The organism is Citrobacter sp. HN-141, from assembly GCF_033341895.1.
GTDB lineage: Bacteria > Pseudomonadota > Gammaproteobacteria > Enterobacterales > Enterobacteriaceae > Citrobacter.
The window spans coordinates 526,577-547,299 of record NZ_JAWPBF010000001.1; the positions used below are offsets into that span (position 1 = coordinate 526,577).

Here is a 20,723-nt window from a genome sequence, read left to right on the forward strand (position 1 = left end):
AAAAGATGTTCTGTTATGGTTTACCTGGCGCGGATTATAAAGAGCATCCTGGCCGTTGACTATTGACGAAGGTAACATTTCTTTAAAATAAGATGATTTTTAGCAACAAACCATCTTAACCTGGTCTATTGCAAAGAAAATCTCACCGTCGCCATCTGTCCCGCGTCATCCATCACCAGCAGTTGGTAATCCCCTTTTACGGTGAGTCGCAGGGTAAGATGACGCCCACGATCATCGAGCCGTTCACCGTTAAGGAACCACCAGCGCTCACCTGTCCCACCGCTGGTTTGCACCGGTAATGAAGCCTGCTGCATACCGGGTAAACGTTTCACAATCGCGCCATCGCGCACACCTGTCAACTGCAGCGGTAATATAGCATCCTGCCCCAGCGGCGGACAGATTGCAGAAACCGGCGGTAACCTCGCCCCCCGACGCTCTGATTCCGGCAGCCAGGGTTCTAGCGGCAATGGCCAGACGACTAATGTTTGCTCACGCGCCTGCGAGCAATCCGCTGCAACGCGTTTTCCCTCATCGTCCAGCCAGACAGGAAAACGAATGCCACTCACGCCTTCTTGTTCGGGTAATAACAACGTTGGCGGTTGGCTACCGTCCAGTAGCCAGGTGGCTAAACGACGACGACAGTTACCATCACCCTCCGGCAGAGATTGTCCGCCAGGCCAGCACACCACACCGCGACTTACGGATTCAGGGCGTGGATCTTCCAGCTGATTTGTCCCGCGAGAGAGCAAAAGATTGTTGACCTGATTGAGTAGCGGCACGGCGCTGGCAAATCCAAACTGCCCCACCACCGGCGTTCCGTCTGGTCTGCCAGTCCAGATACCTATCACATAACGTGAATTAACGCCGATTGCCCACGCGTCACGATAGCCATAACTGGTGCCCGTTTTCCATGCCAGCGGAACCACTCTGCTCAGCGCGTTATCCGGAAGAGGTTGCGCTTCGTCAGCCATAATCCGGCGAATAATCCACGCCGCACCTGCTGACATCAACGGACGCTCCAGCAGTGGATCTGTCGGCTGCAAACGCAGTTTTCCCGCCTTACCATGACGGGCAAACGCGCTGTATGCCGCCGCCATATCTTCAAGTCTCGCCCCCGCGCCGCCCAGGATCAACGACAGATTCGGCGTGGCTCCTGCGGGTAAATACAACGGCAAACCCACATTACGCAATTTTGCGGCAAAACGCTTCGGGCCATAGGCTTCAAGCACCTGCACGGCGGGTAAATTGAGTGAACGCACCAGCGCTTCACTCATGCTCACCGGGCCATGAAAGCCACTATCAAAATTCCCTGGACGATAATCCCCGGTACGACGCGGCACGTCCTGCAGCAATGAAGCCGGGTGAATCAATCCGTCATCCAGCGCCAGGCCATAAACAAATGGCTTCAGCACCGATCCCGGAGAACGGATCGCATTCACCATATCCACATGACCAAAGCGAGAGTCGTCATTCATATCTACCGATCCCACCCAACCACGCACGCTCATATCGGTGTGATCGACCACAATCATTGCCAGCGAACTGCGAGCAGGTAAGCGCCCTTTCCAGTTTTGCGCCAGCTCTTCCAGTTGGCGCTGCAATCCAGCGTCAAGGGTAGTTACGATTTTATCGCTCCGGCTTTTCCCCAGCATCATGCGCGAGAATAATGGCGCTAACTGCGGCATTTGCCGGGGTGCCAGCCAGACCGGCTCTTCACGCGACTCCTGTACCTGTCTGGCAGGCCAAATACCCTGAGTCGCCATACGCTCAAGCACTTTATTGCGCGCGGCTTCGGCGCGATCTGGCCAACGATCCGGACGCAGACGACTCGGCGCCTGCGGCAGCACGGCCAGCAGCGCGGCATCGGAGTAGCTCAATTGTGCAGGCGATTTGCCCAGATAGGCCCAACTTGCTGCCCCCACCCCCTGAAGCGTGCCGCCAAACGGCGCACGATTCAGATACAGCGTCAGGATATCGCGCTTGGAAAGGTGCCACTCCAGTTGCATTGCGCGCCAGAGCTGGCGGAACTTACCGCCAAAGGTGCGAGGATGAGGGTCAAGTAATCTTGCGACCTGCATGGTGAGCGTACTGCCGCCCGAAACCACGCGTCCGGAGGAGAGATCCTGCCACGCTGCACGCAGCACCGAAAACGGATTAACACCGGGATGTTTCCAGAACCAGCGATCTTCGTAATTAATTAACGCGTCGAGGTAGCGGGGCGAGACCTCATCGATTGTGACCGGATACCGCCAGATACCGTCCGCATCGGCAAAACGCCATAGCGGTGTACCATCGTACGCCACCACGACACGCGCAGGGTCGACTTCATGAAGCGGCAGCGGCCAGATTTTATCTGCCGACCAAACCGCCGCCACGAGTAATAGCATAACGGCGACCAGCCAGAGCCAGCAGCCGCGTTTCCCCAACCGGTGCATCATTTACGGTCTGACAATCAGTGGCCCCTCTGCCGTACCGGTCGCACGCCACTGCGGAACATACATTGATTCCACCTGCGGCACAGGAATCTGATAGGTCCCCGGCGTTACCGCCCGCGCCAGATACACCAGCGTGACCGGTTGTCCTTCGTTGACTGCCACCGCCGCGACAAAACGGTCGTCGCGGAACTCCACATGCTGAATATCCGCCTGCTGCATCTGATTGAGCAGATTCGCCACTTCGCTACCGCTATCCTGCAAACTGGCGCTGCCGTTGGCCAGATTCTGGTTTTCCAGTTCCAGCCCGGCGGGCAGCAGATCAACGACTAACGCATCAGGCACGTTCTGGCTGGCTTTTACCGTCAGCCAAACCAGCACCAGTTCGCCGCTGCGCAGAGAGTCCAGCGATTTGCTGCGACCATCCAGCCCCAGGATCTGACGTTCAATATGCAGGACATTGCTGGCAGGCGTCGGCGGGTTTTGCGGGTAACCACTGACATCCAAACGCAGCCATAGTGGCAAATTGCCGGTGTTGGTGACGCTCAGCGTAGACAGTGTGTCGGCATCCAAATTGCGGGTTAGCGATTTATCCCCTGCCAATGGTTGCTCCGAGAGTGACGTTTGCGCCTGCCACGTACCAGGCAAATCCTGTAACGTACGCGCGGCAAGGAACAACGCATTATTTTCCTGAGTAGAGAGCCAGCGCTGTCCAAAGGCCTGTTCTGACAACGTGTTCAGCAGCGTATTCTGCACCTCAGGTTTGAGCTTGTTCTCTTCGAGCAAAGCCAGCATCAACGCGTTATCCCGTAACGCACTGCCGTAATCCGCCATCCACTGCTGCGCGTCGCGGCGCGGCGTATTCAGCGCCAGCGTCAACGCCTGTTCACTGCGGTTGGCATCGCCCATGCTTTTCAGCGCGATCCCCAGTTGCAGCAGCGGCAAACCAGACGCCGCTTGTGCACGACGCTCCCAGATTTCGCGTAGTGCGCCGAGCGGGGCTTTCTGCTGGCGAGCCAGCACCAGTGCTGCATATGCCTGTACTGCAAAGCGGCTTGCTGAGGTATCGTCGGTATAGCGTATCGACATCATGCCCGGGTCCTGCAAATAGCGCAGCAACCGTTCATTCCCCCGGTTAATCACCTCTGTCGGTACGCTGTAGCCCTGTTCATTTGCCCGGACGAGGAAGTCCATGACATACGCGGTCAGCCAGTACTCTTCCGACCCGTTTTTATCCCACAATGCAAATCCCCCGTTATCACGCTGCATCTGCAGCAACCGGGAAATCCCGATCTCTACTGCCGCACGGCGTTTCTCATCGCTGTCACCCGCTATGCCCAACGCTTTCAGCTGCGCGGCATTGGTATATAACGACGGGAACAGTCCACTGGCGGTTTGCTCGAGGCAACCGTAAGGATAGGCTTTCAGTTCACGGATGTAGCGCGCCAGATTTAGCGGCGGCTTACCGCTGAACAACAGTTGCCCCTGCATCGTCGCAGGGGAGAAATTGGTCAGTTTTTCGCCCGGAAGCTGCCAGGTTGCGCCCGGCTGAAGTGCGACACCGTTATTAACGGTTTGCGCCGGGAACGCCGGACGCACGCCAATCTTCCACTGTTTATGCTGAACAGGCAGCGTTTCACCCGGTAAAGTCAGACCGCTAATTTCGGCCTGAATTTCGCCATCGCCAAAGCCCTCCTGCGCGCGCACCGGAATAAACAGCGTAGTCCGTACGCCTGGTGCCAGATTTACCGGTGCGGGATCTTGCCCCATCAGCTCCAGTAATCCACTGGCGGCAAACTTGATATTCAGCGTTTGCGGTTTGTCTGTCAGGTTAGTCACATCCAGCGTCAGTCGCGACGTATCCCCCCCGGCCAGGAAGCGCGGGGTATTCAATTCAGCAATCACCGGGGCGGCAACGATCGCTTTACTTTCGCCGCTGCCAAAGTCATCCGCCGTCCAGGCCTGCGCCATTACCCGCAGCTCGCCGTTGAAATCCCCAATCGGTAACGTCACCGTACCTTCGCCCTGCTCGTTGAGCGTCACCGGCAGTGCCTGTTGTGCGACGATATTGACGTGATTGACCGGTGGTTTTCCGCCGCGTTTTAACTCATCGCCATCGCCGCCAAAACGCAGTGCCGCCAGACGCCCCTGCCCTTCGATCACTTGGCCGTAAATATCATAAATATCCGCGCCATAGCGTTTTTGCCCGAAAAATGCCTGCCACGGGTCTGGCGTGACGTAATCCGTAATATTCAGCACCCCGCTGTCAACGGCAGAGACCAGCACATTCACCTGCTTTGGCACTTCACCATTCTTAACGCTGGCCTTAATCTTGACGGTCAACGGCTGATTCGGGCGTATTTTCGCCGGGTTTTCCAGCGCCAGCGCCAGCCGACGGTTTTCATCGCCTAACGGCAAATGCAGTAAACCGACCGCCCGTTTTGGCGTTGCCGAACGGGACTTGTCGCCAGGGCGAATCACCAGCGCACTGAGATACAAATCGTGGCGATTCCAGGTTTTATCGATCGGGATGGAGATATCGAGACCATCCGCCGGTACGTCTATTTCTTGCCACCACAGCGGACCTTCGCTGGATTCAACCATCGCATAACCTTTGCCAGCAGCAGGAGCGGCAACGTGCAGGTTCATGGTATCGCTGGGACGATAGCTGGGTTTATCCAGTTTCAGCGTCACGCGATCGGGACGCACGGCCCCGCTGCCGTCGCTGTTATCCTGCCAGCTATAACCCGCCCAGAAGCGTACGCTGCTCACTGCGTCATTCGGGGCTTTTACTTCCAGACGATAAGCGCCCCACTCTACCGGGAAGCTAACTTTACCGGTCTCATCGGCCTTAAGATCCAGGGTCTGCTCACCCTCAACCAGATCCTTTTGATCAAACTGTGATTGCCAGCCCTCGCCTTCAGACCAGTTCCAGTAATAATCTCGTCGCTCGCGGATCAAACGTACCTGCAAACCGGACACCGCTTTTTTCTCGCCTTGCGCATCGGCATACACAATGTCGAAAGCGGCGTTGCTGTTTTCATCAACAATAGGCTGATTCACGGTGGTATCAGTACGGTAGTCATAGACAGCTTTTGCCGCAAACTGCGGACGAATACCCGGCAGTGTGTCCGCAGGCCAGATGGCTTGTTCAGCCCGACGCGTTACCGGACGGCCACCAGATTCCAGCAGGCTGGCTTGCAGGATCACCTGTAACGGAGAATGCGTCTCCTGCCATTGGCTGTTGGTGGTCACTTCGCCGCGACCGTGTTCATCCAGCGTAAGCTGAACTTCATCGAGGCTGCGGGACAGGTTTTCTTCGGCAATATTACCAAACTGGAACCCCGGCAATGCCTGCACCGCTTCGCGCAGCGGGCGCAGGAACAGCTGCCCTTGCAGAGCATTGCCGTTAGCAGGCGCGCCGTACAGGTAGTAGCCCACTACCGAGAACTTCACTTCATCAGCCGGAGCTACCGGAATCTTATTGGCGGAGAGATTGAGCGCCATCCGCTCAGGCATAAAATCTTCGACGTGGAAATCCCACATCCGCGACTGGTTGTCGCCCGTATTAGCACGAATATGCCACATACCGGTTGGTGCGTTGGTGTCCAGCGGCCAACTAAAGCGGTACAGACCGTTCTCTGGCTGGCTAACCACCGAGCGTAACACTTGCCCGTCGGGCTTCACGACCTCCAGCTTCACCGGCTGGTCGGGCAACGTTTTTCCATCGCTGTCACGCAGTAATCCGTTGAGGATCACCGTTTCACCAGGGCGGTAGAGGTCACGGGGACCAAACATAAAGAACTGTTTGCTGTATCCCGGTGCGCCAGCAATATCAAATTCAGCCAGATCCAACGCCGGGAGCTTCAGATCCAGCAGCGTGGTTTGCCCGTCTTTGCGGACCAGCAATAAGGCCGCGTCTTTATCAGTCTCCAGTTTGACATGACCCTGCGCATCGCTGGTAGCCTGCGCCAGCGTCTGTCCTTTTTCGTTGAGTAACGTGACCTCAATACCCTGCTGCGCGGCGCCGTTTTCCAGACTCTGCGTAAAGACATCCAGTTGATTGTGGTAACGGTGAGCAGACACACCAATATCGCTGAGCGTGAACAGCGTAGCGGCATTACTGTAGTTGTATTGTCCAGCCTGATTCATCACCGCGATGTAAACACCTGCTTGCTGCAACGGCTTGATATCGCTCAGCGGCAGCAGCAGCTTCTCGCGGGTGTTACGCGCAGGATTGAGGTCAAAGCGTCCGGTATACACCAGTTCCGCCATTTTCAGCAGATTGTCAGATTCCCAGTTCGTCAATGAATTGCGGTATTCCCACTGGCTGACAAACGCACCGAGCGATTCAGGCTTCACGCGAAAGAAGTTCACATCTACGCTATTGACGTTCAGCGTCATCACCGGTAATCCTTCGATCACTTTGCCCGGCAGCAGCGAGCCACGACTGGCAAACCCTACGCTTGGCTGAACATCGCGGGTGGTAATATTTTTTTCATACTCAATACCAAACGTCGCTTTATTCAATGCCAACAAGTCACGCTCAATGGTGACCACCAGCTCGCGGTTGGGTTCAAGGTGGCGTAAACGCAGCTCTTTCAAATTCGGCGCCAGCTCCCAGGCTCCGTCCACTTTGCCGCTTTTTTTATCGACAACGTGCACGACGCGGGAAAAATCTTGTTCGGGATTGAGAGGAATAGAGAAAGTCAGGACCAGAGTTGCTGCGCCATCAAGCTGAACTTCAGAAGCATCCAGCAGTGTGAGCGACTTGCCCTGACTTTGTTGCATCAGCTTGTGTAATTGCGCCGGATCTTTTGCCGGTGCGCTCTGCGGGGCTGGCGCATCATTTTTCGCCGCTGTTAACGGCTTATCGTTATTATTATCGCACCCTGCCAGGGCCAGCATCAGCATGCAGGCCGCTACGCCAATATATTTCATTTTTCATCCCTGGCCGCAGTGGCCTGTTAGCTACGTAGTACAACTATTATGCGTCAGATTTCTTACGGTGGCAGTCGGCAAGTGGATGATGTTGTCTGAATTTTAATGATTAATGTGGTTCGGCCTGACAAATCAGCCTCTTTTACTTGTCGCTTTCCAGTAAACATCCGACAATTTGCCGAAACCTGGTAAAAATGGAGATGCCTATGACTACCGCCTTCTTTGTCGCTGCCGACTGGCTTGTCGAACATATTGACGACCCGGAAATACAAATTCTTGATGCCCGGATGGCACCTCCAGGCCAGGAAGATCGCGATGTTGGCGAGGAATATCGTGCAGGCCACATTCCTGGCGCTGTCTTTTTTGATATTGAAGCCCTCTCTGACCACACCTCCCCCTTTCCACATATGATGCCGCGCCCGGAAGCCTTCGCCGTCGCCATGCGCGAGTTAGGCGTGCACCAGGATAAGCACCTGGTGATATACGATGAAGGTAACCTGTTCTCTGCCCCGCGGGCATGGTGGATGCTGCGGACATTTGGCGTTGAAAATGTCTCGATTCTGGCTGGCGGTTTGGCTGGCTGGCAGCGCGATGAACTCCCCCTGCAGACAGGAAATGTTGATTTGCCCGAAGGTGAATTTGACGCAGCATTCGCGCCTGACGCGGTTGTACGCGTGACCGATGTGCTGCTGGCCAGCCATGAAAAAACGGCGCAGATCGTCGATGCCCGCCCGGCGGCACGTTTTAATGCCCAGATTGATGAGCCTCGTCCAGGCCTGAAACGCGGTCATGTTCCAGGAGCACTGAACGTGCCGTGGACAGAACTGGTTCGTGATGGAGAGTTGAAAACCACCGATGAACTGGATGCTATTTTCTTTAGCCACGGCGTGAGCTTTGACAGACCAATCATTGCCAGTTGCGGTTCCGGTGTAACGGCTGCCGTTGTCGTGTTGGCGCTTGCCACGCTGGATGTGCCTGATGTGTCCTTGTATGACGGTGCGTGGAGCGAATGGGGATCGCGGAGTGATTTACCGGTAGAACCATCTGAGACTAAATAAAATCTGATTTACTCATCTTTTTCGCCCACAAAAAAACCGCTCATGTGAGCGGTTTTTTTGTGCCAGTCCGGTTCGCGGCCTTTCCAGCAGGCTGTGTTGCCATAGCAACGCAGGCACATCGTAGCGAACCAATACTCCCTTTTAAGGGAGAAAAAGTCAAGTTAGTTAGCGGGGAAACTATTCAGTACATGAGGTATTATCCTTTCGGCCCTTTTCGCCGCCTCGCAAACGGGCACTGGTCTCGGGAAAGGACGTTTCATGGCCGTAAGCGCAGGCACATCGTAGTGCTTGCTATCGCGGCATTATCGCCAGTGATGCTGTCGTGATGCGGTCTTCGCATGGACCGCGCAATGAAGATACGATACTTGTGTATCGTGCTTGTTGTTTCTGGTGCACTGTGTCTTCACGGGGATCGGGATTACCCAGGTAATTCCATACGCGTGACGCTCAGCACTCAGGGCAAGTAAGCCAGGTAGCCGCCCTTCGGGGCGGCTTTCCTTCACTCAGATAATCCGGTTCTGTTTAAAATCGCGCAGGAAACCGCCCCAGCGGCGTTCGTAGAACGGCGCGATGTGTTCGGTAATAAAGTGGCTGACCCCTTTCTCACCTTTCACCACCTGGCAGATATCAATAGGTTCATCGCCCGGTAGCGTGTCGGTCGCGACACTGCCTGTAGCATGAATAATCTCTTCGATATCACCATCAGCTTCAATACCAATCAACAGGTTCGGCTGAGCATCCGCGCTCTCTTTAATTGAGCAGAGAAATGCGCGCTTCACCGGTTTAATGGTTTTAAACAGCGTGGTCAACGAGTCAATCATCTGCGCGGGCGGTTCGGCAACTTCGGAGAGAATTAGCGATTCACCGCCTTCCAGTACTTCCTGAGTACTCAGAGGGTTGCCTTCTTCCCCCATCAGCAGACTGATTTCGCGTGGCATAAACTCTTTGCCGGTCGGCAGCTTAGCATTGAGAAACAGCGTTTCGCCGAGCGTCATTTCAAACAGCGTACGCACCGGCATTACGACAAACGCTTGTTCATCTTCAACGGCCTGCTGCAGGGCTTCCAGAGAGGTAAAGAACGGGATTACGGTTGTGCCGTCTTCTTTCTCCCAGTGCTGCAGATCGAGAGCGCTGTCTTCAACCACCGCCTCACCTTCTGCGGCAGTACCCGGTACCCAGACAGTAGACTCCAGCAACGTGCGGAAAAAGGCCGGACGATGCGCTGGCTCAGTCGCTGCTTGTTCCAGCAAAGTTTCTAATTCGTTTTTTGTTTCGGACATAAGTATCACAAGTTGGATGAATACATGTAGGCCGGATAAGCGTAGCGCCATCCGGCAATACAGTAATAAATTATGCGGTCAGCAGATTCGCAATGGTGCGCACACCCAGACCGGTTGCGCCCGCAGACCACTGCTCAACCGGCGCTTTGCGATAGGTTGCAGAGCAGTCGATGTGCAGCCAGCCTTGCTGGTAGTTTTCCACGAAGTGAGACAGGAAGCCCGCCGCGGTGCTTGCGCCAGCAGGGTAAGCCGCGCTGCCAGTGTTATTCAGCTCGGCAAAGTTAGACGGCAGCTGGTTACGGTGGAATTCCGCCAGGGGCAGACGCCAGAACAACTCGTTTTCTTGTGCAGCACTTGCCAGCAGGCGAGCAGCCAGTTGGTCATCAAAGCTGAACAGCGCGTGGTAATCGTTGCCCAGCGCGGTTTTCGCCGCGCCGGTCAGCGTGGCGGCATCAATAATCAGCTCCGGTTTCTGCGCGCTGGCGTCAATCAGGCCATCCGCCAGAACCAAACGACCTTCTGCATCAGTGTTCATCACCTCAACGTTTTTACCGTTGCGATAGTGAATGATATCGCCGAGCTTAAAGGCGTTGCCGCTGATCAGGTTATCCGCACAGCACAGATACAATTTCACACGCTTGTTCAGACCACGGGTGATGGCAAATGCCAGCGCGCCGGTGACCGTTGCCGCACCGCCCATGTCAGACTTCATTGAGTCCATAAATGCGCTTTGTTTGATGCTGTAACCACCGGAGTCAAAGGTGATGCCTTTGCCGACCAGACACGCATAAACCGGCGCTTCTTTATCGCCAGTTGGGTTGTAGTCCAGCGCCAGCAGCACCGGCGGACGTTCGGAGCCGCGTCCCACGGTATGCAGTCCCATGTAGTTCTGCTCACGCAGATCTTCACCTTTGGTGATGCGGTAAGAGACGTTATCGCACGCGACGGAGCACAGCAGATCAACAGCACGCTGCGCCAGCTGTTCCGGGCCCAGTTCTTCCGCCGGGGCGTTAATGGTATCGCGCACCCAGTCGATAATTTTAAGACGGTTATCCAGCTCCTTGCGCTGCGCCTCGTCCAAAGCAGCCCACTCAACTTTGCGGGTGCCTTTTGGTCCCTTGTAGCCTTGCCAGAACGCCCAGCTACGTTCGGTATCCCAGCCTTCACCGTCCAGTTGAACGTGTTTAATGCCCAGGCCGTCGATTTTACGCGCGGCGCGCTGGATAAGGCCGAGGTCATCTTTTCCGTTCAGGTGCAGGGTAATGCCGTCATTATTAATGCTGTATGTCGCCTTTTCACCCCAGCGGGCATCGGCGGGTTGCGTGGAAAGCGTTATTTTCATGGCTTCTGTCATTTTATTTATCCTTATTTTCGCGCATACAGGAAAACGGGCCACCCGTGGGCAGCCCGTTGACTTATTCGGCTTCGTCCAGCCAGACCAGCAAAATGGCCTCAAGGATTTTTTCGTTCGATGCCTGAGGATCATCATCGAACTCTTCCAGGTCACAGATCCACTGATGCAGATCGGTGAAACGAACGGTCTTGGGATCGAGATCGGGGAACGCGTCGTACAACGCCTCGCCGATTTCGCGGCTATCGGTCCACTTCAGTCCCATACTACCCTCTGTTAATGCTCACGCGCATGATTGATTGTGTAACGTGGGATTTCGACCACTAAATCGTCCTCGGTTACCCGCGCCTGACAGCTTAAACGGCTCTCCGGCTCCAGTCCCCAGGCTTTATCCAGCATGTCGTCTTCTTCTTCTGTGCTTTCCGGCAAAGAATCAAAACCTTCACGCACGATGCAGTGGCAGGTAGTGCAGGCACAGGATTTTTCACAGGCGTGTTCAATCTCGATCCCGTTACGCAGGGCAACGTCGAGAATCGTTTCGCCGGTCTCAGCTTCCAGAACTGCGCCATCGGGACAGAGATCCTGATGAGGCAAAATAACAATCTTTGGCATATTAAACCTCGTCCACGGAATGGCCTTTCAGCGCGCTACGGACGGATTTGTCCATGCGGCGAGCGGCGAATTCCTGGGTTTGTTTGTCTACGTTTTTAATGGCTTGTTCTATCGCGTCAACATCGTCACCCTGTGCAACCTCGCTCAAGTGCGCGGCGGCGGTGTCGATAGCCTGACGTTCTGCGGCGCTTAACAGCGCGGCATCAGCAGCGAGCGCACCGGACAGGCTTTCCAGTACACGTGCTGCTTCGACTTTTTGTTCTGCCAGCATACGCGCTTTTACATCCTGCTCGGCAAAACTCATCGAATCCTGAATCATAGAGGCGATTTCGCTATCCGTCAGACCGTAGGACGGTTTGACCTGGATGGAGGATTCAACGCCGGTGGATTTCTCCATGGCGGTCACACTCAGCAGGCCATCAGCATCCACCTGGAAGGTCACGCGGATATGCGCCCCACCCGCAGGCAGTGCCGGGATACCGCGCAGCGCAAAACGTGCCAGTGAACGACAGTCCTGCACCAGCTCACGCTCGCCTTGCATCACGTGAATCGACATCGCGGTTTGCCCGTCTTTAAAGGTGGTAAAGTCTTGTGCCCGCGCCACCGGAATCGTGGTGTTACGCGGAATCACTTTCTCCACCAGACCGCCCATGGTTTCCAGTCCCAGGGACAGCGGGATAACGTCCAGCAACAGCATTTCGCTGTCCGGTTTATTGCCAACCAGAATATCAGCCTGGATTGCCGCGCCGATGGCGACGACTTTATCCGGATCAATCGAGGTCAGCGGCGTACGACCAAAGAATTCGCCGACACGTTCACGCACCAGCGGCACGCGAGTTGAACCACCAACCATCACCACTTCCAGAACGTCTTGCGCCTCAACGCCAGCATCTTTCAGTGCGCGGCGGCAAGCCAGCAGCGTGCGCTTAACCAGTGCGGAAATCAGTTCATTAAAGGTTTCACGGGTGATTTCACCCTGCCATCCCGCCACGTTAACCGTCACAGAATCGGCATCACTGAGCGCGATTTTCGCTGCAATCGCGGCATCCAGCAGTTCGCGCTGTACGCGGTTATCGCTGCGATCGGCCACGCCCGCCTGCTCACGGATGTAGTCGGCCAGCAGATGGTCAAAATCGTCGCCGCCGAGCGCGGAATCACCGCCGGTCGCCAGCACTTCGAACACGCCGCGACTCAGGCGCAGAATAGAAATATCAAATGTACCGCCGCCGAGGTCATAAACGGCAATGACACCTTCCTGACCTGAATCCAGGCCATAGGCGATTGCAGCAGCGGTCGGTTCGTTCAACAGACGCAGCACGTGCAGGCCCGCCAGACGCGCAGCATCTTTCGTGCCCTGACGCTGAGCATCATCAAAGTATGCCGGAACGGTGATCACCACGCCGTCCAGTTCGCCGGACAGCGCTTCGGTTGCCCGCGCGGCCAGCGCCTTCAGAATATCAGCAGAGACGCGGACCGGATTGAGTAAGCCAGCAGCAGTTTCAATCATCGGCAGACCGTTCTCACTCGCCTGGAACGTATAAGGCAAATGCGGGTAGCGCGCCTGAATATCCGCCAGCGAGCGGCCCATCATGCGTTTTACCGAACTGACGGTATTTGCCGTATCCAGCGCGGCATTGGCGCGGGCATCGTAACCGACTGAGTAGCCCTGCTGCTGATAGTGAACCACTGACGGCAACAGGTGGCGACCTTCGTGGTCGGCCAACGTTTCGGCCTGGCCGCTGCGTACGGTCGCAACCAGGGAGTTGGTGGTGCCTAAATCGATGCCTACCGCCAGACGACGCTGGTGCGGCGCAGCGCTCAGACCAGGCTCACTAATTTGTAATAAGGCCATTTTCGCTTCCGGAAATTAAAAATCGAGCAGTTTTTCTTCGAGTTGTTCTGCACTGCTTCGCAGTTTATCGAGAAAACGCAGCTTACGCACGGTATCTGCCGCCGCGTCCCACGTCTCGCTATCCAGCTGTTCTACCATCAGTTGATGGCGAACGTTATACATTTCGCTGACGCGTTGCATAAACGCATCTAAACGTTGACTGTCTTTTGCCTGTTCAATCTCGTCCAGCTCTTCACGCAGCTCAAGTTGCTCCATCAGGAACGCGGTATCGCGCACCGTGTGCTGCTCGTTGCGGATATCAAAGCCGTGTAAAGACAATAAGTATTCGGCGCGCATCAAAGGATGACGCAGCGTTTGCCAGGCCTGGTTGATAGTGGCGGACTGCGAAACCGCAGCAAGTTGTTCCGCCTGGGAACCGCTGGCGAATTTATCAGGATGATACTGACGTTGTAGATCCTGAAAACGTAGGCTCAGCGCCTGAGTATCGAGCTGATAACGGGCCGGTAAGCCAAAGAGGGTGAAGTAGTCCATAACATTCTCAGGGCATCGATTCTCTGTTGTTCGATGAGGCAAAACCAGAGAGTCAGGTAAAACAAACCCCACGCGCAGGCGACCACGGTGGGGTTATCAGTAAGCGCGTTACACGTGGAAGCTTTCGCCGCATCCACATTCGTCTTTCACGTTCGGGTTAGTGAACTTAAACCCTTCGTTCAGACCTTCTTTGACGAAATCTAACTGCGTACCGTCGAGGAATTGCAGGCTCTTACCGTCGATCACGACTTTTACGCCTTTGTCTTCAAACACGGTATCTTCAGCCGCCGGCTCGTCAACAAATTCCAGTACATAGGCCATACCTGAGCAGCCGGAGGTTCTCACGCCCAGACGCAGACCAAACCCTTTACCGCGGTTTGCCAGGAAGGTATTTACACGCGCTGCTGCACTGTCGCTTAAGGTAATCGACATAATAAAACCTCAACTCTTAATTATTTTGCTTCACGTTTGCTTTTGTAATCCGCAATCGCGGCTTTAATCGCGTCTTCAGCCAGAATAGAACAGTGAATTTTCACTGGTGGCAGTTCAAGTTCGTCTGCGATATCGGTGTTCTTAATCGCCTGTGCTTCGTCCAGCGATTTCCCTTTTACCCATTCGGTAACCAGAGAGCTGGAGGCAATAGCGGAACCGCAGCCGTAAGTCTTGAAACGCGCGTCTTCAATGATACCCTCATTGTTGACTTTGATCTGCAACTTCATCACGTCGCCACAGGCCGGTGCACCCACCATGCCGCTGCCCACGTTCTCGTCGCTGTTGTCAAAAGAGCCCACGTTACGTGGATTCTCGTAATGATCGATTACTTTTTCGCTGTAAGCCATGCTGAATTCTCCTTATTTGTACCCTAAATAATTCGAGTTGCAGGAAGGCGGCAAGGGAGCAAATCCCCAGGAGCGTACATAAGTACGTGACTGGGGTGAGCGAGCGCGGCCAACGCATCTGCAACTTGAAGTATGACGGGTATACCGATTAATGATGTGACCATTCAATACTGTTCAGATCCACGCCCTGTTTGAACATTTCCCACAGTGGAGAAAGGTCACGCAGGCGGCCGATGGAGTTGCGAACCAGATTGATGGCGTAGTCAATCTCTTCTTCGGTAGTGAAACGACCTAAAGAGAAACGAATTGAGCTATGTGCCAGCTCGTCAGTCATCCCCAGTGCGCGCAGCACGTAGGAAGGTTCCAGGCTTGCAGAGGTACATGCAGAACCGGAAGATACCGCCAGATCTTTCAGCGCCATAATCAGCGACTCGCCTTCAACAAAGTTGAAGCTGACGTTGAGAATGTTCGGTGCGCCATGCTCGAGGTCACCATTGAGGTATACCTCTTCCATGTCTTTCACGCCGTTCCACAGACGGTTACGCAGACCGCGCAGACGCGCCATCTCGGTTTCCATCTCTTCTTTGGCGATACGGTAAGCTTCACCCATACCGACAATTTGGTGAACAGGCAGCGTACCGGAGCGCATGCCGCGCTCGTGACCGCCGCCGTGCATCTGCGCTTCGATACGGATACGCGGTTTACGACGCACATACAGCGCGCCGATACCTTTCGGGCCATAGATTTTGTGGCCGGAGAAGGACATCAGGTCCACTTTCAGCTGGCTCAGGTCGATAGGCAGTTTACCTACGCTCTGGGTCGCATCAACGTGATAGATGATGCCGCGAGCACGGCACATTTCGCCGATCTTCGCAATATCCTGTACCACGCCAATTTCGTTGTTCACGTGCATGATGGACACGAGAATGGTGTCATCACGCATCGCCGCTTCAAGTTCTTGAAGGTCGATAATACCGTTACGCTGCGGGGCGAGGTAGGTGACTTCAAACCCTTCGCGCTCCAGCTGACGACAGGTGTCCAGCACGGCTTTGTGTTCGGTTTTGCTGGTGATGATGTGCTTGCCTTTTTTCTGATAAAAGTTGGCTGCACCTTTAATCGCCAGGTTATCGGATTCAGTCGCACCGGAAGTAAAGACGATTTCACGCGGGTCAGCGCCCACGAGATCGGCAATCTGGTTACGGGCGATATCTACCGCCTCTTCAGCCTGCCAGCCGAAACGGTGTGAACGAGACGCTGGGTTACCAAAGTTTCCGTCCAGGGTCAGACACTGCATCATTTTCTCGGCAACACGCGGGTCCACCGGCGTGGTTGCGGAGTAATCGAGATAGATCGGTAATTTCATTGCTCTATAAACTCCGTACATCGCTTCAATGCAAGGAATCAGGCAACCGGCTGGATGTACGACCGAGTTAACGGGATGTCTGACATCCCGGCCTGATTCTGAAATACTTTTTACGCTTCATCTTTCTGGTTGCCTTGTTGCAAGCAGAAGATAGTGCGTAATTTTTATTAGGCACGCAGTTTGACGTCGATAGCGTCTTGCGTACGGGTGCTGCGTGGAGCGTCATGCGTGTGCTGGCGACCAGACACATCGAGGACTTCCTGATTATTTACCAACTCGCCCAACGTAATGTTGTTGAGGAAACCGGTCAGGCGGTCGCTAAGATCGCGCCACAGCGCGTGGGTCAGGCACTTATCACCGCCCTGACAACCGCCTTTACCCTGGCAACGGGTCGCATCTACAGACTCGTCAACAGCGCTAATAACTTCACCTACTGCGATGCTGCCTGCATCTTTACCCAGCAGATATCCGCCGCCTGGTCCGCGTACACTGGAAACCAGACCGTTTTTACGCAAACGGGAGAACAACTGCTCCAGATACGACAGGGAAATGCCCTGACGTTCAGAAATATCAGCCAACGGTACCGGGCCCGTTTCGGAGTTGAGCGCAACGTCCAACATTGCGGTCACGGCATAACGCCCTTTTGATGTCAGTCTCATGTCTTACTTAGCCTCAAACTCGCCCCTGCCCGGGGTTTTTTATTGTAAAATGGGGGTATTGCATAGCAGGGGCAAGTCTGACATTCCCGACTAAATCAGTCAACTATTTACTTGACTAATTTAGTCAGGTATTTTGCGTTCCGTGCGGTATTCGTTTACCGGATGGCGCTTCGCTTATCCGGCGTAAAGACCGGTTACTTCCCTTTATTCTGTTGTTCAATCGACGCTAAAATCCCGCGCAGGATATTCAGTTCCTGGCTCTCTGGACGTGCGCGAGTAAACAGACGACGCAGCTTGTTCATCACCTGCCCCGGATGGCCTTCACGGATAAACCCGGTCGACAGCAGTGTCTGTTCCAGATGACCGTAAAAACGCTCTAAATCATCGACCAGTGGATACTGGGTTTCTTCATAGTCAGCTGCTTTACCGCTTTCCTGCGTTGCCAGCCAGGCCATGCGCACTTCATAAGAGATGACCTGGACCGCCATCGCCAGATTGAGCGAACTGTATTCCGGGTTCGCGGCAATAGCGACGTGATAATGGCATTTTTGCAGTTCTTCGTTAGTCAGACCAACGCGTTCACGACCAAAAACCAACGCCACCGGCGTATTTGCCGCTTCAGCAACGCTTTTTAAACCACACTCACGCGGGTCCAGCATCGGCCACGGCAACGTGCGAGAACGCGCGCTGGTTCCGACAACCAGACTACAACCCGCCAGGGCTTCATCGAGCGTGTCGACGATTTGCGCACTGCCAATCACATCGCTGGCGCCAGCCGCCAGAGCGATAGCCTGGGAGTCCGGTTTTACCAATGGATTTACCAGCCACAGATTGGTTAAACCCATCGTTTTCATTGCGCGGGCAACAGAGCCCATGTTGCCGGTGTGAGACGTTTCCACCAGCACGATTCGAATATTTTGCAGCATTGTATTTCTTCGGCTAAAGATTATTCGACCATATTATCATAAAACGAAGACATAATCCGAACTCGCTGCTATACTCTGCGCCGTTTTCCCGTTCTTTAACATCCAGTGAGAGAGACCGATGCATCCGATGCTGACCATCGCCGTGCGCGCAGCGCGCAAGGCGGGTAATGTAATTGCCAAACACTACGAAACCCCAGACTCTGTAGAAACCAGCCAGAAAGGCAGCAATGATTTCGTGACTAACGTCGATAAAGCCGCCGAAGCGATTATTATCGAAACGATCCGCAAATCTTACCCACAGCACACCATCATCACCGAAGAAAGCGGTGAACATGTTGGTGAAGATTTGGATGTTCAATGGGTTATCGATCCACTGGATGGCACCACCAACTTCGTAAAACGTCTGCCGCACTTCGCGGTATCCATCGCAGTACGCATCAAAGGCCGTACTGAAGTCGCCGTTGTTTACGATCCAATGCGTAATGAACTGTTCACCGCGACTCGCGGTCAGGGCGCACAGCTGAACGGCTACCGTCTGCGCGGCAGCACGGCTCGCGATCTGGATGGCACCATCATCGCCACCGGTTTCCCGTTCAAAGCGAAGCAACACGCCGCTTCTTATATGAAAATCCTCGGTAACATGTTCACCGAATGCGCGGACTTCCGTCGCACCGGTTCTGCTGCGCTGGATCTGGCTTACGTTGCCGCTGCACGCGTTGATGGTTATTTTGAAATTGGCCTGCGCCCGTGGGATTTTGCCGCTGGTGAACTGATTGCCCGTGAAGCTGGCGCACTGGTTTGTGACTTTACCGGTGGTCATAACTACATGGCGACTGGCAACATCGTTGCAGGTAACCCGCGCGTCGTTAAAGCCATGCTGGCGAACATGCGTGACGAACTGAGCGACGCGCTGAAGCGTTAATCTGCTGTGGTGCCGGATGCGACGCTCTCGCGTCTTATCCGGCCTACAATTCATACTATACCGCTCTAACCTAAAACGGTCTTATCCCCCACCCCACCGGCACTGCGCTCATCCACATCACTACCGCAGCAGCAATCAACACCGCGCCTCCGGCTAATGCCAGCGTTGTCCAGCCAATCTGCCGCCACAGTACCGGCGCGCTATTGCCACTGAGTTTCACCGCCAGCGAGCGGAAACTGTGCACCAGTAAAGCTAACGATGTGATCGTCAGTGACGTTCCAGCCGCCATGGCCAGCGCCGATGCCATCCCCCAGCTAAAAACGCCAACCACTTTACTAAACAGTAAGACCATGATTGCCCCCGAGCACGGGCGCATTCCCATAGATAAAACGATCATCAGCCGGGCGCGCCAGTCATCACCGCTTTGCAGCTGTTGAGGATCTGGCACATGCTGATGCCCGCAGCCACAACCCTCGTGATGCACATGATGCGGCGTGAAGGCAGTGAATTTTGGGCGGCGCAGCAGTTGGCGCAATTTCTTCAGCGCACGGACGCACAATAAAACGCCCACCCCCCCCACCAGTGCATAACTCCCTTTCTCCAGCCAGAAACTACTCATATGTAGCTGTCGTGCGGGCAACTGCAAGATGGTAAGCACCACAACCACCAGCCCGATGGCGACCAGTCCCTGTAACAACGAAGACGCCAGCGTCAGGCCAATACTCGACTTCAGCTTCGACGGATGGGTCGCGAGCCAGGTGGTAATAACAATTTTGCCGTGTCCCGGCCCCAGCGCGTGGAGTACCCCATACAGGAAACTAAACAGCAGCAGCGATCCCCCGGCCCGGGCCGGATTAGCAGCAACCGCTTTCAGCAATCCACTCATCTGTTGATTAACCTCGCGCTGCCAGACGACACTTTTCATCATCACCTGCGGCCAGGTCTGCCATAGCCACAGTACGCCGCCTGCAGCCAGCAGTAAAAACAGCGCCAGCGGCCATAGGCTAAACCAACGATGTCTGACCGTATGTGGTCGATAAATTACTGACATTGCAACGTCACCGTCTGTGCAAACTGTTTACCTAATTCCATATCCTCCGGCGGCGCATCTTCTTTATCCAGCGACTGTGCAAAACTCAGCGTTTGTTCATTCGGCGTCGGCGTATGCACGGAAATCCGGCATTGCTGGCGTAGGGGCTGCGCCAGAGAGGCATCACTGTCTTTGTCATAGCTCATATCGACGTAATAGGTCGGATCGAACGTTGAAATGCTATATTTTTGTCCGCTCAACGGCTGCGGCTCTGCCAGCGGTAGCACAAACGTCAGCACCGCCTGGTGATCCTCACGCTCCATGCCATATTCCGTCGGCCGATTTTTAAACTTTACCTTTTGTCCCGCATGCCACACTTCGGTGAAATAGTGCTGCCCAAGGACGTTGGCCATTACCTCCGCCGCCAGTTTTTTCCAGATCTCATCGCCCGGTTTGGCATTCCCCGCATCATAAAGCAAGTCAGCCGAGGTGATTTCATCCATCGTCCAGCGCATTTTCAGCGCCACAAGTTGGTTTTTTTCACTCACTATCTCAGTTTTCAGATGGATAAAACTGTGGGGATGCGCACCGACATTAAAAGACAGGATAGCCAGGATCAACGTGACAATGATGCGTTGAACGCGTTGCATGAGTTCTCCACGGTAACAATACAGGCCGCCACGATGATGACACCCTGGGCGAAAAGAGTGGTGAGCATATCATCGAACGGAAAAATGTTGAGCACCCTTTTCCGGTATCGATTCAGTTCTCAATTTCGACATTTTATTATTTTCCCGTCACCGTAAAAACGGCGATTCATGGCTTCAATTTACGTCAAATGATGCATATATGTTAATAACTGGTTTCATATTAATTATTTATTAACAGAAATAGCGCCGCAAAAAATTCAAACCCCGTCATATTTAA

At 54.5% G+C, this 20,723-nt stretch carries 18 protein-coding genes; 3 read left to right on the forward strand and 15 right to left on the reverse strand.

Annotated elements, in window-relative coordinates:
* Positions 1–125: 125 nt before the first annotated feature.
* Complete coding sequence (gene pbpC / locus RYZ59_RS02495) at positions 126–2,438, reverse strand: peptidoglycan glycosyltransferase PbpC (protein WP_318044644.1); 2,313 nt, start codon at positions 2,436–2,438, stop codon at positions 126–128.
* Positions 2,439–7,373, reverse strand: a complete 4,935-nt coding sequence (locus tag RYZ59_RS02500; protein ID WP_318044645.1) for an alpha-2-macroglobulin — start codon at positions 7,371–7,373, stop codon at positions 2,439–2,441.
* 206 nt (positions 7,374–7,579) lie between these two features.
* Here RYZ59_RS02500 and sseA point away from each other — a divergent pair, with 206 nt between their 5' ends.
* Positions 7,580–8,431 (forward strand): 3-mercaptopyruvate sulfurtransferase, encoded by an 852-nt coding sequence (sseA, locus tag RYZ59_RS02505; RefSeq protein WP_318044646.1) that lies wholly within the window; start codon positions 7,580–7,582, stop codon positions 8,429–8,431.
* Between the two features lie 350 nt (positions 8,432–8,781).
* A complete protein-coding gene (gene timP / locus RYZ59_RS24695; protein ID WP_411961632.1) occupies positions 8,782–8,898 on the forward strand; it encodes a small toxic inner membrane protein TimP in 117 nt (38 codons plus the stop codon).
* Between the two features lie 36 nt (positions 8,899–8,934).
* On the opposite strand, the gene sseB is transcribed toward timP, so the two are convergent.
* From sseB to trmJ, 11 genes are all read right to left on the reverse strand, one after another.
* Entirely contained in the window at positions 8,935–9,711 is a 777-nt protein-coding gene (gene sseB, locus RYZ59_RS02510; RefSeq protein WP_202038057.1) for an enhanced serine sensitivity protein SseB, read from the reverse strand.
* A 70-nt stretch (positions 9,712–9,781) separates the two neighbouring features.
* Positions 9,782–11,065 (reverse strand): aminopeptidase PepB, encoded by a 1,284-nt coding sequence (gene pepB, locus RYZ59_RS02515; protein WP_318044647.1) that lies wholly within the window; start codon positions 11,063–11,065, stop codon positions 9,782–9,784.
* A 61-nt stretch (positions 11,066–11,126) separates the two neighbouring features.
* Positions 11,127–11,327 carry a Fe-S cluster assembly protein IscX gene (gene iscX / locus RYZ59_RS02520; RefSeq protein ID WP_003037694.1) on the reverse strand — a complete coding sequence of 67 codons (201 nt, stop codon included), beginning with the start codon at positions 11,325–11,327 and terminating at the stop codon, positions 11,127–11,129.
* 11 nt (positions 11,328–11,338) lie between these two features.
* Positions 11,339–11,674 carry an ISC system 2Fe-2S type ferredoxin gene (fdx, locus tag RYZ59_RS02525; RefSeq protein WP_003037690.1) on the reverse strand — a complete coding sequence of 112 codons (336 nt, stop codon included), beginning with the start codon at positions 11,672–11,674 and terminating at the stop codon, positions 11,339–11,341.
* Position 11,675: 1 nt separating this feature from the next.
* Positions 11,676–13,526, reverse strand: a complete 1,851-nt coding sequence (hscA, locus tag RYZ59_RS02530; protein WP_318044648.1) for a Fe-S protein assembly chaperone HscA — start codon at positions 13,524–13,526, stop codon at positions 11,676–11,678.
* 15 nt (positions 13,527–13,541) lie between these two features.
* Positions 13,542–14,057, reverse strand: a complete 516-nt coding sequence (hscB, locus tag RYZ59_RS02535) for a co-chaperone HscB (RefSeq protein WP_043017193.1) — start codon at positions 14,055–14,057, stop codon at positions 13,542–13,544.
* Positions 14,058–14,165: 108 nt separating this feature from the next.
* Complete coding sequence (iscA, locus tag RYZ59_RS02540) at positions 14,166–14,489, reverse strand: iron-sulfur cluster assembly protein IscA (RefSeq protein ID WP_003835203.1); 324 nt, start codon at positions 14,487–14,489, stop codon at positions 14,166–14,168.
* A 20-nt stretch (positions 14,490–14,509) separates the two neighbouring features.
* On the reverse strand, positions 14,510–14,896 hold the full coding sequence (gene iscU, locus RYZ59_RS02545; protein WP_002913991.1) for a Fe-S cluster assembly scaffold IscU: 387 nt from the start codon (positions 14,894–14,896) through the stop codon (positions 14,510–14,512).
* A gap of 148 nt (positions 14,897–15,044) precedes the next feature.
* Positions 15,045–16,259 (reverse strand): cysteine desulfurase, encoded by a 1,215-nt coding sequence (gene iscS / locus RYZ59_RS02550; protein WP_137384804.1) that lies wholly within the window; start codon positions 16,257–16,259, stop codon positions 15,045–15,047.
* 167 nt (positions 16,260–16,426) lie between these two features.
* Positions 16,427–16,918: a Fe-S cluster assembly transcriptional regulator IscR gene (iscR, locus tag RYZ59_RS02555; protein ID WP_005120405.1), complete on the reverse strand. Its 492-nt coding sequence runs from the start codon at positions 16,916–16,918 to the stop codon at positions 16,427–16,429.
* Between the two features lie 194 nt (positions 16,919–17,112).
* Positions 17,113–17,844: a tRNA (cytosine(32)/uridine(32)-2'-O)-methyltransferase TrmJ gene (trmJ, locus tag RYZ59_RS02560; RefSeq protein WP_137384805.1), complete on the reverse strand. Its 732-nt coding sequence runs from the start codon at positions 17,842–17,844 to the stop codon at positions 17,113–17,115.
* A gap of 118 nt (positions 17,845–17,962) precedes the next feature.
* On the opposite strand from trmJ, the gene suhB reads away from it, so the two are divergent.
* Positions 17,963–18,766, forward strand: coding sequence for an inositol-1-monophosphatase (suhB, locus tag RYZ59_RS02565; protein ID WP_003835237.1), 804 nt, complete (start codon positions 17,963–17,965; stop codon positions 18,764–18,766).
* A 70-nt stretch (positions 18,767–18,836) separates the two neighbouring features.
* Here the strand turns inward: suhB and RYZ59_RS02570 are convergent, their stop codons facing one another.
* Both RYZ59_RS02570 and RYZ59_RS02575 read right to left on the reverse strand, forming a co-directional pair.
* Entirely contained in the window at positions 18,837–19,817 is a 981-nt protein-coding gene (locus RYZ59_RS02570; RefSeq protein WP_318044650.1) for a nickel/cobalt transporter, read from the reverse strand.
* Positions 19,808–20,446: a DUF1007 family protein gene (locus RYZ59_RS02575; RefSeq protein ID WP_318044651.1), complete on the reverse strand. Its 639-nt coding sequence runs from the start codon at positions 20,444–20,446 to the stop codon at positions 19,808–19,810. Before RYZ59_RS02575 ends, RYZ59_RS02570 begins: the two co-directional genes overlap by 10 nt.
* Between the last annotated feature and the right edge of the window lie 277 nt (positions 20,447–20,723).

Coding starts and splice junctions, on each gene's coding strand:
- pbpC (WP_318044644.1), bottom strand. CDS start 2,438: ATGATGCACCGGTTGGGGAAACGCGGCTGCTGGCTCTGGCTGGTCGCC.
- RYZ59_RS02500 (WP_318044645.1), bottom strand. CDS start 7,373: ATGAAATATATTGGCGTAGCGGCCTGCATGCTGATGCTGGCCCTGGCA.
- sseA (WP_318044646.1), top strand. CDS start 7,580: ATGACTACCGCCTTCTTTGTCGCTGCCGACTGGCTTGTCGAACATATT.
- timP (WP_411961632.1), top strand. CDS start 8,782: ATGAAGATACGATACTTGTGTATCGTGCTTGTTGTTTCTGGTGCACTG.
- sseB (WP_202038057.1), bottom strand. CDS start 9,711: ATGTCCGAAACAAAAAACGAATTAGAAACTTTGCTGGAACAAGCAGCG.
- pepB (WP_318044647.1), bottom strand. CDS start 11,065: ATGACAGAAGCCATGAAAATAACGCTTTCCACGCAACCCGCCGATGCC.
- iscX (WP_003037694.1), bottom strand. CDS start 11,327: ATGGGACTGAAGTGGACCGATAGCCGCGAAATCGGCGAGGCGTTGTAC.
- fdx (WP_003037690.1), bottom strand. CDS start 11,674: ATGCCAAAGATTGTTATTTTGCCTCATCAGGATCTCTGTCCCGATGGC.
- hscA (WP_318044648.1), bottom strand. CDS start 13,526: ATGGCCTTATTACAAATTAGTGAGCCTGGTCTGAGCGCTGCGCCGCAC.
- hscB (WP_043017193.1), bottom strand. CDS start 14,057: ATGGACTACTTCACCCTCTTTGGCTTACCGGCCCGTTATCAGCTCGAT.
- iscA (WP_003835203.1), bottom strand. CDS start 14,489: ATGTCGATTACCTTAAGCGACAGTGCAGCAGCGCGTGTAAATACCTTC.
- iscU (WP_002913991.1), bottom strand. CDS start 14,896: ATGGCTTACAGCGAAAAAGTAATCGATCATTACGAGAATCCACGTAAC.
- iscS (WP_137384804.1), bottom strand. CDS start 16,259: ATGAAATTACCGATCTATCTCGATTACTCCGCAACCACGCCGGTGGAC.
- iscR (WP_005120405.1), bottom strand. CDS start 16,918: ATGAGACTGACATCAAAAGGGCGTTATGCCGTGACCGCAATGTTGGAC.
- trmJ (WP_137384805.1), bottom strand. CDS start 17,844: ATGCTGCAAAATATTCGAATCGTGCTGGTGGAAACGTCTCACACCGGC.
- suhB (WP_003835237.1), top strand. CDS start 17,963: ATGCATCCGATGCTGACCATCGCCGTGCGCGCAGCGCGCAAGGCGGGT.
- RYZ59_RS02570 (WP_318044650.1), bottom strand. CDS start 19,817: ATGTCAGTAATTTATCGACCACATACGGTCAGACATCGTTGGTTTAGC.
- RYZ59_RS02575 (WP_318044651.1), bottom strand. CDS start 20,446: ATGCAACGCGTTCAACGCATCATTGTCACGTTGATCCTGGCTATCCTG.